This window comes from Bacillus sp. FSL M8-0077 (assembly GCF_038050255.1).
Taxonomy (GTDB): domain Bacteria; phylum Bacillota; class Bacilli; order Bacillales; family Bacillaceae; genus Bacillus; species Bacillus altitudinis.
Genome location: NZ_JBBPAF010000001.1, coordinates 3,639,304 through 3,655,823, shown reverse-complemented (window position 1 = coordinate 3,655,823; position 16,520 = coordinate 3,639,304). Strand labels below are relative to the sequence as shown.

The 16,520-nt window shown below is 42.6% G+C and carries 14 protein-coding genes; 11 read left to right on the top strand and 3 right to left on the bottom strand.

Annotation, left to right across the window (positions count from 1 at the left end; all coding sequences use genetic code 11):
- Nucleotides 1-64 precede the first annotated feature (64 nt).
- The 8 genes from NST57_RS18920 to qoxD all read left to right on the top strand — a co-directional run bounded on the left by NST57_RS18920 (nt 65) and on the right by qoxD (nt 9,332).
- Nucleotides 65-1,243 (top strand): galactokinase, encoded by a 1,179-nt coding sequence (locus NST57_RS18920; protein ID WP_445818802.1) that lies wholly within the window; start codon nt 65-67, stop codon nt 1,241-1,243.
- The gene (galE, locus tag NST57_RS18915) at nt 1,243-2,235 is read left to right on the top strand and encodes a UDP-glucose 4-epimerase GalE (protein WP_142153121.1); all 993 of its coding nucleotides are present in this window, start codon (nt 1,243-1,245) and stop codon (nt 2,233-2,235) included. Before NST57_RS18920 ends, galE begins: the two co-directional genes overlap by 1 nt.
- 31 nt (nt 2,236-2,266) lie before the next feature.
- Nucleotides 2,267-3,787, top strand: a complete 1,521-nt coding sequence (gene galT, locus NST57_RS18910) for a UDP-glucose--hexose-1-phosphate uridylyltransferase (protein WP_142153119.1) — start codon at nt 2,267-2,269, stop codon at nt 3,785-3,787.
- 7 nt (nt 3,788-3,794) lie between these two features.
- The gene (locus NST57_RS18905) at nt 3,795-4,880 is read left to right on the top strand and encodes an aminopeptidase P family N-terminal domain-containing protein (RefSeq protein ID WP_142153117.1); all 1,086 of its coding nucleotides are present in this window, start codon (nt 3,795-3,797) and stop codon (nt 4,878-4,880) included.
- A 510-nt stretch (nt 4,881-5,390) separates the two neighbouring features.
- Nucleotides 5,391-6,347 (top strand): cytochrome aa3 quinol oxidase subunit II, encoded by a 957-nt coding sequence (qoxA, locus tag NST57_RS18900; protein ID WP_142156129.1) that lies wholly within the window; start codon nt 5,391-5,393, stop codon nt 6,345-6,347.
- Between the two features lie 27 nt (nt 6,348-6,374).
- Complete coding sequence (qoxB, locus tag NST57_RS18895; protein ID WP_007497822.1) at nt 6,375-8,333, top strand: cytochrome aa3 quinol oxidase subunit I; 1,959 nt, start codon at nt 6,375-6,377, stop codon at nt 8,331-8,333.
- Nucleotides 8,333-8,950, top strand: a complete 618-nt coding sequence (gene qoxC, locus NST57_RS18890) for a cytochrome aa3 quinol oxidase subunit III (protein ID WP_099682291.1) — start codon at nt 8,333-8,335, stop codon at nt 8,948-8,950. Before qoxB ends, qoxC begins: the two co-directional genes overlap by 1 nt.
- Nucleotide 8,951: 1 nt before the next feature.
- Nucleotides 8,952-9,332, top strand: coding sequence for a cytochrome aa3 quinol oxidase subunit IV (gene qoxD / locus NST57_RS18885; RefSeq protein ID WP_012011667.1), 381 nt, complete (start codon nt 8,952-8,954; stop codon nt 9,330-9,332).
- A gap of 77 nt (nt 9,333-9,409) precedes the next feature.
- Here the strand turns inward: qoxD and NST57_RS18880 are convergent, their stop codons facing one another.
- Nucleotides 9,410-9,673: a spore morphogenesis/germination protein YwcE gene (locus NST57_RS18880; RefSeq protein WP_008345491.1), complete on the bottom strand. Its 264-nt coding sequence runs from the start codon at nt 9,671-9,673 to the stop codon at nt 9,410-9,412.
- A gap of 476 nt (nt 9,674-10,149) precedes the next feature.
- Between NST57_RS18880 and NST57_RS18875 the strand changes: the two genes are divergently transcribed.
- The 3 genes from NST57_RS18875 to NST57_RS18865 all read left to right on the top strand — a co-directional run bounded on the left by NST57_RS18875 (nt 10,150) and on the right by NST57_RS18865 (nt 13,280).
- Entirely contained in the window at nt 10,150-11,361 is a 1,212-nt protein-coding gene (locus NST57_RS18875) for an FtsW/RodA/SpoVE family cell cycle protein (protein WP_008345489.1), read from the top strand.
- 110 nt (nt 11,362-11,471) lie between these two features.
- Entirely contained in the window at nt 11,472-12,221 is a 750-nt protein-coding gene (gene nfsA, locus NST57_RS18870; protein ID WP_046344738.1) for an oxygen-insensitive NADPH nitroreductase, read from the top strand.
- A gap of 54 nt (nt 12,222-12,275) precedes the next feature.
- A complete protein-coding gene (locus tag NST57_RS18865; RefSeq protein WP_341299241.1) occupies nt 12,276-13,280 on the top strand; it encodes an LLM class flavin-dependent oxidoreductase in 1,005 nt (334 codons plus the stop codon).
- An 11-nt stretch (nt 13,281-13,291) separates the two neighbouring features.
- Here the strand turns inward: NST57_RS18865 and NST57_RS18860 are convergent, their stop codons facing one another.
- Nucleotides 13,292-13,519: a hypothetical protein gene (locus tag NST57_RS18860; RefSeq protein WP_341299063.1), complete on the bottom strand. Its 228-nt coding sequence runs from the start codon at nt 13,517-13,519 to the stop codon at nt 13,292-13,294.
- An 80-nt stretch (nt 13,520-13,599) separates the two neighbouring features.
- Nucleotides 13,600-16,023 carry a S8 family serine peptidase gene (locus NST57_RS18855; RefSeq protein WP_341299062.1) on the bottom strand — a complete coding sequence of 808 codons (2,424 nt, stop codon included), beginning with the start codon at nt 16,021-16,023 and terminating at the stop codon, nt 13,600-13,602.
- Between the last annotated feature and the right edge of the window lie 497 nt (nt 16,024-16,520).

Genomic DNA, 16,520 nt, shown 5'->3' with positions numbered 1-16,520 from the left:
CCATTGAACTTCAGCTGACGGGGCAACTAAAATAAGATTATCAGAAGAGAAAAGGGGAATGGATATGATCGACACATTACGAGCAGCATTTCACCAGCAATTTGGAGATCAGGAAGAGCTACGCTACTTTTTCGCCCCAGGCAGAGTCAATCTAATTGGTGAACACACAGATTATAATGGGGGTCATGTCTTTCCATGTGCACTCACTCTTGGTACATATGCTGCGGGTGCAAGGCGATCAGATGGACGAGTTAGAATGTATTCCTTGAATTTTGAAGAAGAAGGTGTGAAAGAGTTCGACCTTTTTGAAATCGCTTTCGCAGAATCGGACGGCTGGGCGAACTATCCGAAGGGAGTATTCCAACAGTTTATCGAAGCAGGCATGGATGTGAAAGAAGGCTTTGATATTGTATATGCCGGCAATATCCCAAATGGCGCAGGCCTGTCATCCTCTGCCTCTATTGAGCTCGTCACGGCTGTCTTGATCAATGAATGGTCGTCATTCGGCGTAACGCAAATCGACCTAGCCCTTCTTGCGCAGCGCGCTGAAAATGAGTTCATTGGTGTGAATTGCGGCATCATGGATCAATTTTCAATTAGTCTTGGAAAAGATGGTCACGCTATTTTGCTCAATTGTGACACACTTTCCTTTGAATACAGCCCATTTCGGCAAGAGGGTCTGGCACTTGTCATTGCCAATACAAATAAAAAACGAACACTTGCAGATTCCAAATACAATGAACGCCGTTCGGAATGTCAATCTGCTTTAAGCGATCTTAGAAAAGAATTAGATATCGGTCATTTATGTGAGCTCACGGAGGATGAATTCGCTAAGCATGACCATTTGATACAAGATAAAACGTGTAGAAGACGTGCAAGACATGCCATCACGGAAAACGAGAGGACCATGAAAGCAGTAAATTTTCTGAAAGATGATAAAATGGAAGAACTAGGTGCTCTCATGAAGGCGTCTCACCTTTCTTTAAAGAATGATTATGAAGTCACTGGGCTTGAGCTAGATGCACTGGCCGAAGCCGCATGGCAGCATCCAGGGGCGATTGGTTCCCGGATGACAGGTGCTGGCTTTGGGGGCTGTACCGTCAGCATTGTGAAAGAAGAGCTGTTAGACTCATTTATAGAAGAAACAGGTGCGATTTATCAAGAAAAAACAGGCATTCAAGCCTCTTTTTACACAGCTGGAATTGGGGGAGGCGCTAGAGAATTAACGAAGGAGGAAATTTGATGACAATTTTAGTATGTGGAGGAGCAGGTTTTATTGGCAGTCATGCGGTAGCGGCTCTTTTGGCTAAAGGAGAACAAGTGGTGATTGTGGATAATTTGCAGACAGGTCATAAAGAGGCAGTCGTAAAGGGTGCCGTATTAGAAGAGGGAGATTTAAGGGATCACGCTTTTTTAAGACGTGTTTTTCAAACGCATGACATTGAAGCGGTCATGCACTTTGCGGCAGATTCACTTGTTGGAGAAAGTGTAACAGACCCGCTGAAGTACTATGACAACAACGTCGGAGGGGCAACGGCTTTACTTCAGGTGATGAATGAATTTGATGTGAAACGCATTGTATTCTCTTCAACTGCTGCGACATATGGTGAACCAAAGCGTGTACCGATCGTTGAAACGGATGAGACGAACCCAACAAATCCTTATGGGGAAACGAAGCTCGCGATTGAGAAAATGCTGAAGTGGTCTGAGCAGGCATATGGTATTGAATATGTTGTGCTTCGCTATTTTAATGTAGCCGGTGCTCATACAGAAGGGATTGTCGGTGAAGATCATCAGCCAGAAACGCATTTAATCCCGATTATTCTACAAGTGGCTTTAGGAAAGCGTGATCAAATCATGATTTACGGTGAGGATTATGAAACAGAGGATGGCACATGTATTAGAGACTACATTCATGTCATGGATTTAGTAGAGGCGCACATTCTAGCGGTTGAGCGTCTGCGTGAAGGAAAAGGAAGCGCGACGTACAACTTAGGGAACGGCACAGGCTTCTCTGTAAAGCAGGTCGTAGAAGCCGCAAGAGAAGTGACAGGTCATGCCATTCCAGCACAGGTGGCAGAAAGACGTGCGGGTGATCCAGCTAAGCTGATTGCTTCATCAGAAAAAGCGCTGAAAGAACTAGGATGGAAGCCGCAATATGCAGATCTCCACACCATCATTCAAAGTGCATGGGATTGGTTTCAGAAACATCCAGATGGCTATCAAAGTGAGTAACGTGTAGCAGGCAGGGGAGGAGACAAAGGGAATGGCGATTGATATTTTTGAAAAGCTAGAACAGCTGATTCAATACGGGATCAATAAAGAGCTAATATCACCACTGGATATGGATTATACAAGGAACCGGCTACTAGAGGTGCTTGGTCTCGACGATGCTGAGGCAAGAACAGTCTCAGGAGACAGCGACCTTGAAGACATCTTAATGCCGATACTCGATTGGGCAGTTGAAACAGGTCTTATTCCTGACGGGACAGATACGTATCGTGATTTATTAGATGCCAAAATCATGGGCTGCTTGGTGGCGCCTCCGAGTGTCATCTATGCAAAGTTTGAAGAGAAACGCAAGCATTGCGGACCAAAGGCAGCGACAAGCTGGTTTTATGAAATGCAGCAGCATGCCCACTATATTCATACCGGCAGAATCGCCAAAAATGTGCAGTGGTTTACACCGACAGAAGATGGTGAACTTGAGATCACGATTAATCTATCGAAACCGGAAAAGGACCCAAAAGCGATCGCTGAAGCCAAAAAGCTGAGTCAAAAACAATATCCTCTTTGTCTCCTTTGTAAAGAAAACGTTGGGTTTGGGGGACGCATCAATCACCCAGCAAGACAGAATCACCGGATTATTCCGGTGACACTTACAAATGAGTCGTGGTTTATGCAATTCTCGCCGTATGTGTATTACAACGAACATTGTATTGTGTTCAAGGGCGAGCATGAACCAATGCAGATATCTAAAAAGACCTTCGAGCGTCTGCTTTCCTTCATATCTATATATCCGCACTATTTCATAGGATCAAATGCTGATCTTCCCATTGTTGGAGGCAGCATATTAAGTCATGACCACTTTCAAGGTGGTGCTCATGAATTTCCGATGGCGAAAGCAAAGATGGAAGAAGTGTTTTCTCTCGAAAAGTTTCCGAGGGTGAAGGCGGGTATTGTGAAATGGCCGATGTCAGTGATCAGGCTTCAAAGCAGCGACCAGCAGACGCTTGTGGATGCAGCAGATTTTATATTACATGAGTGGAAAATGTATTCAGATCCAGAAGCGGGGCTGTTCTCACATACAGGAGAGACCCCGCACAATACCATTACACCAATCGCACGCCGTCATGGGGATGAGTACGAATTAGATCTCGTGCTACGAAATAATCGTACAGACAAGCAGCACCCAGGCGGAATCTTCCACCCGCACAAAGAAGTTCATCATATTAAAAAAGAGAATATCGGATTAATTGAGGTCATGGGTCTCGCCGTCCTTCCTGGGAGATTAGCAGAGGAATTAAGCCAGCTAAAAGCGGCACTGCTATCCAAAAACCCTCTTGAAGAAATCAAAGCCTGCCCGTCTATTATGAAGCACGAGTCATGGGCAGAGCGCCTGATCGAAGAGAATACCTTTACGAAGGACAACATAGAAGCCATTTTACAAAAAGAAATCGGCCTCATTTTTTCTCGTATACTCGCCCAGGCGGGTGTGTTTAAAAGAACAGAGCAAGGGAAAACAGCATTTAAACGTTTCATTCAAACACTCCATACAGGCAGGTGATGAGTTGATGATTGAACAGGTAAGAACTTTAATGGAAGAAAAACAACTCGACGGTGTTCTGATTCAAAAGCGTAATAACTTTTCTTGGCTTACAGGAGGAAGAAGAAACCACATTGTGTTAAACACGCCAGAGGGCGTTTGTCAGCTACTCGTGTTGAAAGACGATATTGTCCTAGTTGTGAATCAAATGGAAGAAAAACGAATCATTGAAGAAGAAATGGCGTATTTCGACCATCCCTTTCAAGTCGTCACAATGGGTTGGTTTGAGGATGAGACTCCTTACATTCAAACACTCATAAAAGACAAACGAATCGGTGCCGACATTCAAATGGAAGGAGTGGAATGGATCGAACCCGATTTGTCTCGTGTTCGATCGATCCTTTCAACACCACAGCTCAGCCAATATGAAACCCTTTGTCATGAAACAGCTGTTATTGTAGAGGGTGTGTGTAAAGAAATCGTTCCAGGACAGACAGAGCATGAAATTGCTTCGCTTGTTGCTCAAAGAGCGATCGGGCAGGGGATGACGATAGAAGTGCTGCTCGTGGCAACAGATGACCGGATTCATCAATATCGTCACCCGATCCCGACAGAAAAAGCTCTTCAAAAGCATGCATTGGTTGTCCTTTGTGCTGAACGGCATGGACTCGTGGCAAATGTCACAAGATCCGTTTACTTTGGACAGCTACCAAAGGAGCTTGAAGAAAACAAGGAAAGGCTTGCGCGAATTGACACGGTCATGAATGCGGCCACTCGTCCAGGGAACACCATTGGAGATGTATTGAAGGCAGGCATTGCTCAATATGAAAAAGAAGGATTTCCTGATAGCTGGAAAAAGCTTCACCAAGGAGGGAAGACTGGATTTGTGTCTAGAGAGATCATTGCAGTTCCTTCATCCGTGGAAGAGATCCAGCTTCATCAAGTATTCACTTGGAATCCTTCCTTACCAGGATTGAAATCAGAGGATACGATGGTCGTAGAGAAAGAGGGGAATCGCTTTTTAACCTATACAGGCAAGTGGACGTATATAGACATAGAACATGAAGGAAGCATCTATAGGCGACCAGACATTTTGGTGAGAGACGAATATTGAGAAGCCGGCGATGAGCCGGTTTTTTGCTGGAAGTCTTTAGTGAGTTTCCACTCATTTATCACCATTACCAATCATTACAGCGCATAGACGGAGGATCGCTACTTTCTTTTCTTGTCGACTTGCGTTAAAATGAGTAAGGTTTTTGTTAAATATGGGGATACCTATTTCAGAATTGTTTACCTAGATAAAATTTCATAAAGTTAAATTGAAATTTGACCAAACTTTTTTATTGTGGTAAACCTAAATTTGACAAAGTTCTTGATTGTTTGTCCTTTGCCTTCAACTCTCAACTTTTCAAATTCCTAGAAATTTATTGTGTGTGCAATAATATAAATTTATGGCGAATTTATGACATTTCAATAGAAATCTGTTGAAAAATAAATGAACTTTTGAAAAAAGGGGAGCTAACTCCAACAGATTTTGATAGCATTACAAAGGGAAGAAAAGTTTTCGAAGGCAGATGGCTTTTCACAATTATTCAGCAATTTATACATTATTTAAGGAAGGATGGTGATCTTCTTGTTCAGAGCCATTAAACCTATGCTTTTATTAGCGATGCTCGTGAGTGTTTTTGTATTAGGAGGTTGCAGCAATATCGCTGTTTTAGATCCTAAAGGACCAGTCGCAGCACAACAAAAAGACTTAATCCTTTTATCCATTGGATTCATGCTCTTTATCGTTGGTGCGGTATTTGTACTGTTTACCATCATTTTGGTTAAATACCGTGAGCGTAAGGACGTTGGAAACGCCTCTTATAACCCAGAAATACACGGGAATACGCTTCTAGAAGTTGTCTGGACAGTGATCCCAATATTAATCGTTGCTGCCCTTTCAGTTCCAACTGTAAAAACAATTTACTCTTTGGAAGAGGCGCCTCAAGCAACAAGTCATAAAGATCCACTTGTCGTTTATGCTACAGCAGTTGATTGGAAATGGATCTTCAGCTATCCAGAGGAAAATATTGAAACAGTGAACTACTTAAACATTCCAAAAGATCAGCCGGTTTTATTCAAAATCACTTCCGCTGATACAATGGCATCACTATGGATTCCTCAGCTAGGCGGGGAGAAGTATGCGATGGCTGGAATGGAAATGGAACAATATCTTCAAGCTGATGAAGTAGGCACGTATGAAGGAAGAAACGCCAACTTTACAGGCGAAGGCTTTGCCCAGCAAAAATTCAAAGTCAATGCGATGACGCAGTCTGACTATGATAAATGGGTAAATAAAACGAAAAAAGAAGCACCAAAGTTAACGAAGAAAACGTATGACTACTTGATGCTTCCTGATGCTGCAGATGTGCAGACATTCTCATCAACACATTTATCTTTTGCGAAGCACGGAGAGGATTCTGAATATGCACTCCAAGCACGCAAACGTTTAGGTTATCAATCAGTTTCTCCGCATTCCAAGACAGATCCTTTCGAGAATGTGAAGAACTATAAAAGAAAACTAGAAAACGAATAAACTGACTAAGGAAAGGAGGAGGCCGTTATGCATTTAAAATGGGATGAGTTTTTTGTAACTGGAGACCCATTAATTCTTGGTGCGCAAATTTCTATCGCTCTTACTTCCATTGCCATCGTGTTTGTTTTAACCTACTTCAAAAAGTGGAAATGGCTCTGGAAAGAATGGCTGACATCAGTTGATCATAAAAAGCTTGGAATCATGTATATCCTTGCTGCTGTGATTATGTTCTTCCGCGGTGGGGTAGACGGACTGATGATGCGCGCGCAGCTGGCGCTTCCTAATAATACGTTTTTAGATTCAAACCACTATAATGAAATTTTCACAACGCATGGTACGATCATGATTTTATTCATGGCGATGCCATTCTTAATTGGTTTAATCAACGTCGTGGTTCCTCTTCAAATTGGTGCACGTGACGTTGCATTCCCGTATTTGAACAACTTGAGCTTCTGGACATTTATGGTCGGAGCAATGCTGTTTAACATTTCCTTCGTTATTGGGGGATCACCAAGTGCAGGCTGGACGAGTTACATGCCGCTCGCCGGAAATGATTTCTCACCAGGACCTGGACAGAACTACTACTTGCTCGGGCTCCAAATTGCAGGTATTGGTACACTAATGACAGGTATTAACTTCATGGTGACCATTTTAAAAATGCGTACAAAAGGTATGACGCTTATGCGTATGCCGATGTTTACATGGACAACATTGATCACGTCTGTCATTATCGTTTTCGCATTCCCTGTTTTAACAGTTGCTTTAGCACTTATGACATTCGATCGTTTATTCGGTTCAGCATTCTTTACACTCGAAGCGGGCGGTATGCCAATGCTTTGGGCGAACCTTTTCTGGATTTGGGGACATCCTGAGGTATATATCGTGATCCTGCCGGCTTTCGGTATTTTCTCAGAAATCTTTGCGACGTTCTCAAGAAAGCAGTTGTTTGGTTACAAAGCGATGGTTGTATCGATTGTGGCAATCTCTGTTCTTAGTTTCCTTGTGTGGGTTCACCACTTCTTTACAATGGGGAACAGTGCAGCGGTTAACTCATTCTTCTCGATCACAACAATGGCGATTTCTGTACCAACAGGTGTAAAAATCTTTAACTGGCTCTTTACAATGTATCGAGGCCGTATCAGCTTTACATCCCCAATGCTTTGGGCACTTGGTTTCATCCCGAACTTCGTAATCGGTGGTGTGACTGGGGTTATGCTTGCGATGGCAGCTGCGGATTACCAGTACCATAACACGTACTTCCTTGTATCCCACTTCCACTATGTATTAATCGCAGGTACTGTATTTGCTTGTTTTGCAGGTCTTGTTTTCTGGTATCCGAAAATGTTTGGTTACAAGTTAAACGAACGAATCGGCAAATGGTTCTTCTGGGTATTCATGATCGGATTTAACATCTGTTTCTTCCCGCAGTACTTCTTAGGACTGCAAGGAATGCCAAGACGTATTTATACGTATGGACCAGAAGATGGCTGGACTGCACTAAACTTTATTTCAACAATTGGTGCATTCATGATGGGTATCGGATTCATCATCCTTTGCTATAACATTTACTACAGCTGGAGACACGCGAAACGTGAAGTGTCTGGAGACAGCTGGGGAGAAGGACGTACACTTGACTGGGCGACATCTTCTGCAATTCCGCCGCATTATAACTTTGCAGCACTTCCAGAAGTGACAACGCCAGATGCATTCCATCATTGGAAGCAAAACAATGTAGACGTTCATCCCGAGAAAGAATTCAAGAAAATTCACATGCCGCACAATTCAGGCAGACCGCTTATCATGTCTGCATTCTTCGGACTTGGTGCATTCGGTCTTGTATTTGAATGGTACTGGATTGGCGTTATCGGCTTAATCGGTGTATTCGCAACAATGATTTTACGTTCATTTGAATATGACGATGGCTACTATATTCCTGTTGAAGAAGTGATTGAAACAGAGAAAAAGAATAAGGAGGCGCAGAAGTAATGGGACATAATGATAGCAGCTATGCAAATGCACCGCTTGAATATCAGTCTGAAACAGGACGTTTAAACATCCTTGGTTTCTGGATATTCCTTGGCGCGGAAATCGTGTTATTCTCAACACTTTTTGCGACCTACTTTGTTCTTCATGGCAGAACAGCTGGCGGCGTTTTGCCAGCTGAGCTGTTTGATATGAAGCTTGTATTGATCATGACATTCCTGCTATTGGTGAGTTCATTTACATGTGGGATTGCTGTTCATGAAATGCGCCGTGGAAGTACAAAAGGGGTTGTCATTTGGACGATTCTGACACTGCTTCTAGGTGCAGGCTTCGTTGGTTTTGAGATTTACGAGTTCTTCCATTATGTACATGAGGGTGCGAGCATCCATACAAGTGCGTATTGGTCTGCATTCTTTGTACTCTTAGGAACTCACGGATTACACGTATCTATCGGTATCTTCTGGATTACTGGGGTCTTGTTCCAAATTAAAAAACGTGGATTAACTCCACAAACAGCAGCGAAGATCTTTATCTCAAGTCTATACTGGCATTTCCTTGATGTCGTATGGATCTTCATCTTCACAGCTGTTTACTTGATCGGATTAGGGGGGCTTTTGTGATATGGCTGGAAAAACACATTCCTCAGCAGAGCACGAACACTTCCCTTGGAAACACGTAGTTGGCTTCATTCTATCCATCGTGCTAACCGTCTTAGCATTCTGGATTGCTATTGGAGCTGAAATTGGCAGTTCCGCAAAACTATGGATTATCTTTGGTTTTGCTTTCATTCAAGCGTTCTTGCAGCTATTCATGTTTATGCACATGACAGAAAGCGAGAACGGAACTGTTCAAGTCGGAAATACTTTGTTTGGTCTGTTCTGTGCGATCATTTTCGTCATCGGGTCTGTTTGGATCTTCGCGGCTCACTACAGCCACGGAGAGAACAGCAAAGACGGTTATTCACCATCTGCGCCAAAGCAGTCTGAGCATTCAGAGAAATAATAAAAAACCACTCATCTTTCATAGATGAGTGGTTTTTATGCTGATTGTGATAACGCTTCCAATTGATGATGCGATCTCTATCTGCTGCTGAATCTTTTGCGAATGAATGGAAGTCCATAGATGAGGAAAGCTGCAATATGAGCCAAAATCACGTTAATGGCAAAGAAAGCGATCATGAAGGTATGTCCTGCTGGAGATAAACTGCTTGTCATGTAAAGGCCGAAGAAAATCCACATAATCATGATGGGTGGAATAGATGCTAATGCAATCTTTCTGTTTTCCAACCATAAAAACAGGGGTGTAGCTGTTGCAATACATAGGTACGCAAAGAACATATCCATCGTATCCAACTCCTTTGTAAGTTGATGTCCAAATTCAAATGAGAGGTCAGGATGTGATTGTGTCTGTTTTTAGGAGATATTGTGAACATTTTGTTACAAATATTATACCACAATTGACTTTGAAGTAAACTCAATAATTGGAAAATGGGCCTTATTCCGCAGAAATTGTTTTTTTCTTATACCTCAGTTAAGCTTATGCTGGCAAGATGTTAACCTTTCATATCGCCACATAAGTCATTGAATTTTCCCCTTAAAATCTGTAAAATAATCTTTTTAAAGGACTTATGATCGGCTGTCATGATAGAGTGGAAAGGAATTTTTTCCTATTGTTAGGATGAAAAGTATTTCATTTTTTGAAAATAGAATGGAACCTTTCAGGTGTCACTTCCGTCATATTTAAGGTGAGTTGCTTTTGTGAAAATTTCAATCTAATATAAATAAGGGCTTTTATGTTTTGTAATAAGGGTGGTTAGTTCATGAACAAGCAGAATACATCTCCTTACTATCAGGGAGATTTGATTTTTATATTTTTAGCCTTCTTTGCCATCAGTGTCATCGCTATTTATGCTGCGGGACAGTTTGGGCAATATGGATCTAATGCATGGACCAGACAGATCATTTACTACATGGTCGGGGTCATATGTATTGTGGCTATTAATTACTTTGATCTGGAACAATTAGAAAAGTTAAGCTTATATATTTTTATAGGCGGCATTATGCTCTTAATTCTTTTGAAAATTGCCCCTGCACAAATTGCAGGTCATGATTTTGCTCCAATTAAAAATGGTGCAAAAAGTTGGTTTGTGTTACCGGGAATTGGAACATTTCAGCCTTCAGAGTTCATGAAAATTGGTTTAATTATGATGCTGGCCTCTGTCATTGGGAAGGCAACCCCAAGAGGAAAACGGACATTAGAAGATGATATCTTTCTTCTATTAAAAATTGCCGGTGTAGCTGCTGTACCAGTCGGACTCATCTTTTTGCAAGATGCAGGTACGGCTGCGGTATGTATGTTTATTGTCGTTGTCATGGTCTTTTTATCAGGGGTCAACTGGAAATTGATCTCTCTCATCGGTTCAGTGGTTGTGCTCTTAGTTGCCGCTGTGTTAGCCGTGATTATTCTATTCCCTGATTTCGCACAAAAGATCGGGATTCAGCAGTATCAGATCAATCGGATTACCGCTTGGCTGCCCGATAGTTCTTCGACAGCCAACCAAGCCCAGACACAGGATGCATCTGGATCGGATAAATATCAAGTCGAGCAAGCCATTATGGCAATTGGGGCAGGACAAATTTTTGGGAACGGTGTTAAAAACTTAAAAGTATACGTTCCAGAAGCACAGACAGATATGATTTTCTCTATCATAGGAGAAGCCTTTGGTTTTGTCGGCTGCGCATTTGTGGTCATCATGTTCTTCTTCCTGATTTATAGGCTTGTTGTGCTGATTGACCGTATCCATCCTTATAGCCGGTTTGCGTCATTTTTCTGTGTAGGATATACAGCATTGATTGTTATCCATACATTCCAGAACATTGGCATGAACATAGGCGTCATGCCTGTAACGGGGATACCACTCTTATTCATCAGCTTCGGGGGAAGCTCCGTTTTATCTGTTCTTATAGGATTTGGGATCGCCTATAATGCAAGTGTTCAGTTAACGAAATATCAAAGTTATTTATTTAAATAAAACGGGTAAAGGGCAGTCTAAGCGTAGGCTGCCTTTTTGGCGTGAGTTCTAACTTTTGAAAAGCAATATTCATTTGCCTTATGATAGTAGGAGTGAAGGAGGTCTTCAAATTGAATAAAACGATAGAAACCATCTTAAATCATCGGTCCATCCGTTCGTTTACAGATGAGCGTCTGACTGACGAAGAAGTGCTGACACTTATCAAAAGTGCACAGGCTGCTTCGACATCAAGCTATGTACAGGCGTATAGTATCATTGGTGTAACAGATCAGGAGAAGAAGGCGAAGCTTGCGGAACTGGCTGGAAATCAGCCATACGTTGAGAAGAATGGGCATTTTTTTGTTTTTTGTGCAGACTTGAAACGTCACGACTATATTGCAAAAAAAGCAGGAAAAAACCATCAAGAAGCGCTTGAGAATACTGAAGCCTTTCTTATCAGTGTGATTGATGCGGCGCTCGCTGCGCAAAATGTCAGTGTCGCAGCAGAATCTATGGGACTTGGCATCTGCTATATCGGCGGACTGCGTAATCAGCTGAAGGAAGTATCCGAATTACTTGAAACGCCTTCCTATGTGCTGCCGCTATTCGGCCTGGCCATAGGACATCCTGCCAATCAATCATCTCAAAAGGAACGGCTGCCCGTTGAGCTGATCTACCATGAAAACACATATCAGCAGGACGAAGCTCATGTGGATCGCTATTTAAAAGAATACGATGATCGTATTTCATCATATTATGAAGAACGAACAAATGGTGAGAGAAAAGATACATGGTCTGAGCAAATGCTTCGAGGCTTTAGCCAGCCAAAACGTGCCTTCCTCGGAGATTTTGTGAAAGAGAAGGGCTTTAATCGAAAATAAATCAAGAAATCCCCCTTTCGAGTGAGAGAGGGGGATTTCTGTAAGAGGTGCGACATCATGAAATTAAGTATACTGGATCAATCTCCGTTAATTGGAGATGCGACGCCTGCTGAGGCACTGAAACAAACAATCGAGCTGGCGAAGCAGGCAGAGAAATGGGGCTATCATCGTTTTTGGGTATCAGAGCATCACTTTTCAAACCGGCTCGCAGGATCAAGTCCAGAGGTGCTTCTCGGTCATTTATCAGCTGTTACGTCACATATCCGTATTGGCTCTGGCGGCGTCATGCTTCCCCACTACAGTGCCTATAAAGTAGCAGAAAACTTCAGAGTGCTCGAAGCCTTGGCTCCGGGCAGAATCGACCTTGGCATTGGACGTGCTCCTGGAGGCATGCCGATCTCCTCCATTGCCCTTCACCATGGGGAACGGAAGCGCCTTGGTGATCAATACCCTGAGCAGGTAGAAGAATTGAAGGTGTATTTACATGATTTAGCCGATGAATTTTATCCGCTGCCTCATCTAACCGCTTCTCCGAAGGTAGAAACTGCCCCAGAGGTATGGATGTTAGGTTCTTCTGGAGGAAGTGCACGGCTTGCCGCAAAAGCAGGTGCAGGCTATACGTTTGCTCTTTTCATTAATGGAGAAGGCGGAGAAGACTCTGTGTCGCAGTATATCAGCCGATTTGAGCCTTCGGAATTTGGTGATGAGCCGCGTGTCAGTCTTGCGGTCTTCGTTTTATGTGCAGAAACAGAGGAACAGGCAGAAAAATTGGCTGTCAGCTTAGATTTATCATTATTAGCCAATGAGCAAGGACAGAACCTTGGCGGCTTTCCTTCATTTGAACAGGCAAAGGCCTATTCCTACAGTCCATATGAACAAAAACGAGTAGCAGCCAATCGACAGAGAATGGTTGTTGGCACACCATCTTCTGTGAAGCAGCAGCTGACAGCACTCGCAAAGGCGTATCGTACAGATGAAGTGATCGCTGTGACCATCACACATCATATGCAAGACCGTCTCACATCGTATCGTTTATTAAAAGAAGCTTTTGGTGCATAACGTGTGTCATTTTACCGTCTGCGCAGCCAATATAAGGGATAGAGGAGCGTCATGATGAGAATAAAGGCAGCTGTCACTGCCAAGCTAAGCGGGTAAATGCAGGTGGTATAGACAGTCAGTTCACATGCTTGATGAAAAGGACGAGGCTGTTTTGCATGTAAAAAGGTAAAAAAATAAACCAATGTAATCGTAAGAAAAAAAGCCGTCATAAAAGAAACGATCCATAGCCATATCAACATGAATTTCTCTTTCCTCCATATATGATAGAAAAGCCTTGTTGAGCTGATGGCTCATACAAGGCTTTTGATGTGATTCTTGTTTATTCAGGATAAATATCGAATGGTTCTTTCGTTTGAACCGTATCTGATTTACCTTTCAGGATTGCATACGCAAGCATTGTATACTCACCTGCTTCTAACTTCTGTCCTTTGTTGATCGTGCCATTCCATTTCACACGATGCTCTCCTTTATCAACATGTTGATAAACTCCTGCTTCACCTAAATATTCTCCATCTGTCGAGTAGACGAGGAATGCAAGATTTTCAGCACCACCTGGAAGATAGCTGCTAATGACATAGCTTCCAGCACGGTTATCTGGCTCTACGGAAACCGAAGTGACGCGCGGGTAATTAGGCTCTTTTACAATCAATAAAGTAGGGATTTCAGTGACCTTTCTGCCATTTTCGCGAATGGTGATACTGCCTTGGTACGTTCCTTTTTTCGTTTTTCCATCATTCACTTGTACTGCGGAAGTAAAGGACCCTGTAGAATTCCCTTTCACTGTGATTTTTTTCGTTCCGTTTGTGCTAATGCCGCTGCCATCGAACTTGTAATCAATGGTATAGGTTTTCGGTGCTTTTGATAGGTTTTCTACCTTGAACTTCTTCGTTTTGATTTGAACGCCCTTCTCTTTTAAGAAAGTGCCGTACGAATAGCTTGCATCAGACACAATAGAAGACGCTTGAAGTGATTCGATGATTCGCACGCTGCCTGTGCCCTGCGTATTGTGAGGGAACGGGCTGCCATTTGGGTCATACAATGTTTCTGCTGTATTCATCATCAACGCTTTGATTTGCTCTGTAGAATACGATGGTTTAGCTTGTTTAATAATCGCTGCTACTCCGGCTACATGAGGAGATGCCATGCTTGTTCCTTGCTTCGATCCATATCCGTAAGGCTGAGAAGGATCGTGTGTCGGAATGGTACTGACAATACTCACGCCAGGTGCTGAAAGATCTGGTTTGATCATCCACGTATCGACAACAGGTCCGCGAGATGAGAAGTCAGCGACTTGTTCACTTAACTCTTTCACAAATTGAATCGAGAAAGTCGTTGTATTGTTACCAGCCTCAATGGCTTTAACAAGCGCTGTTCCTTCCGCTTTTGACAGCTTAATCGTCGGAAGGGCCAGACCTGGTACATCCACAGGGATTTCTCCATCCGTATTGTTGTACATGACAACGCCGATCGCACCAGCAGCCTTCGCATTGTCCACTTTATCCACAAAGGCAATGGCTCCACGTTCAATCACTGCCACCTTTCCTTTGACATCGATGTTTTCAAAAGCTTTTTCGTCACCGATGCCTGCTTGGACGAGTGTGACTTGTTTTTGATCAAGTGCTTTTAGATCACTTTCTTGATAGTAACCCATCACTTTTGCAGTTGAATAGTTCGGAAGTTTCACGTTGTATAGACTGTACGGAAGCTGAGTGGCTCCGACAGAAATTGCATCTCTTGATGTCCCTGGAGATCCAACGGTCCAGCTGTTCGGCCCGCTGTTTCCATTTGATGTGACAGCGACAACCCCTTCAGACATGGCCCAATCCAGTGCGATGCTTGTTGCATAATCAGGATTATTCACACTGTTTCCAAGAGAAAGGTTCATGACATCGGCTCCGTCAGTGACAGCTCGGTCGATGCCTGCCAGGACATTTTCAGTTGTTCCTGATCCGCCTGGTCCAAGGACACGGTAGGCGAGAAGAGTAGCATCTTTTGCGACACCTTTAATTTGTCCATTTGCCGCAATTGTTCCTGCGACGTGTGTACCATGATCTGTCGATTCGCCTCTAGGATCTCCTTTTGGTGTTTCTTGTGGAGAATAGTCATTATCAACAAAGTCATAGCCTTTGTATAATCCGAAGTTTCCTTTTAAATCAGGGTGGGTATAGTCTACGCCAGTATCAATGACAGCGACTTTTACTCCTTTTCCAGAGTAGCCGGCATCCCAAGCTTTTGGGGCACCGATAAATGGAGCACTTTTATCCATGAGTGGAGAGACATCCTCATTAGGAAGCTGGACGCTTTTCTTTTTCACTTCATCTGTTTGATATGTAACATCCGGATAAACGGCTTTTACTCCGTCAACTGCGAGCAGTTTCGGGATTTCGTTTGCAGGAAGTTTCATAGAGAAACCAGAGAAGACTTTTTCATATTCTTGACGAACACTCGATTTATCTAGCTTTTTGAGTGCTGCATTCTTTACTTTTGTTCGAGATTTTTTGAGGGAGGCTTTTGTTTGTGCTTCGCCTTCTTGCTTGGCTTCAACTAAAGATTTTTCTTTTAATTCAACAATGACAGTGGTCTGTTTTCTAGAATTGACATTGATTTCGCCGAAGATTTCTGCTTTTTCCAGTTCCACCTGTTTGTTCGATGGAGCGGCAGCAGCCTGACCTGAAAAGAATGTGGATAAGGTAAAAATAGTGGAGAACAATAGAACAGAAGAACGAGAGATTACTTTTTTCAATTAATTTTCCCCTTTCTAGCTGTGTATTTAGGGAGATAGCCTTTCTTTTTGTGGATAAATAGGAAAGATTCACTGCCCGTTATTAAGTATTCCATACGATGAAACCAATTCCTTTACTGAAATGGTCTTATTTTACATAGTCATAAAGAACTATTTTGTTTATAAAGTCACACTTATGCACAATAATCTGTTGATAACTCGATTATTCAGATATATATATGGAAAATAAAAAAATCTCATACACAAAATCTAGTAAGAGGGTGTTGATATGTGGATAAACCCTGTTGATAAGATGTGCTTATCTTTGGGATAGTGTGTGTATAAAATTTTTATAGAAACATTGTGGAACATGATTATCTTCTGCACTTTTCAACAAAACTTCTGAAAAATAGTTCGTTTTTTCACCCAGATTGTGACAAACCTCTCTTTTTTCTCGGGATATGATAGGAACAGTTAATTTGCTAGAACTGCTAGATTCTAAGTAAATCGGAGGGATG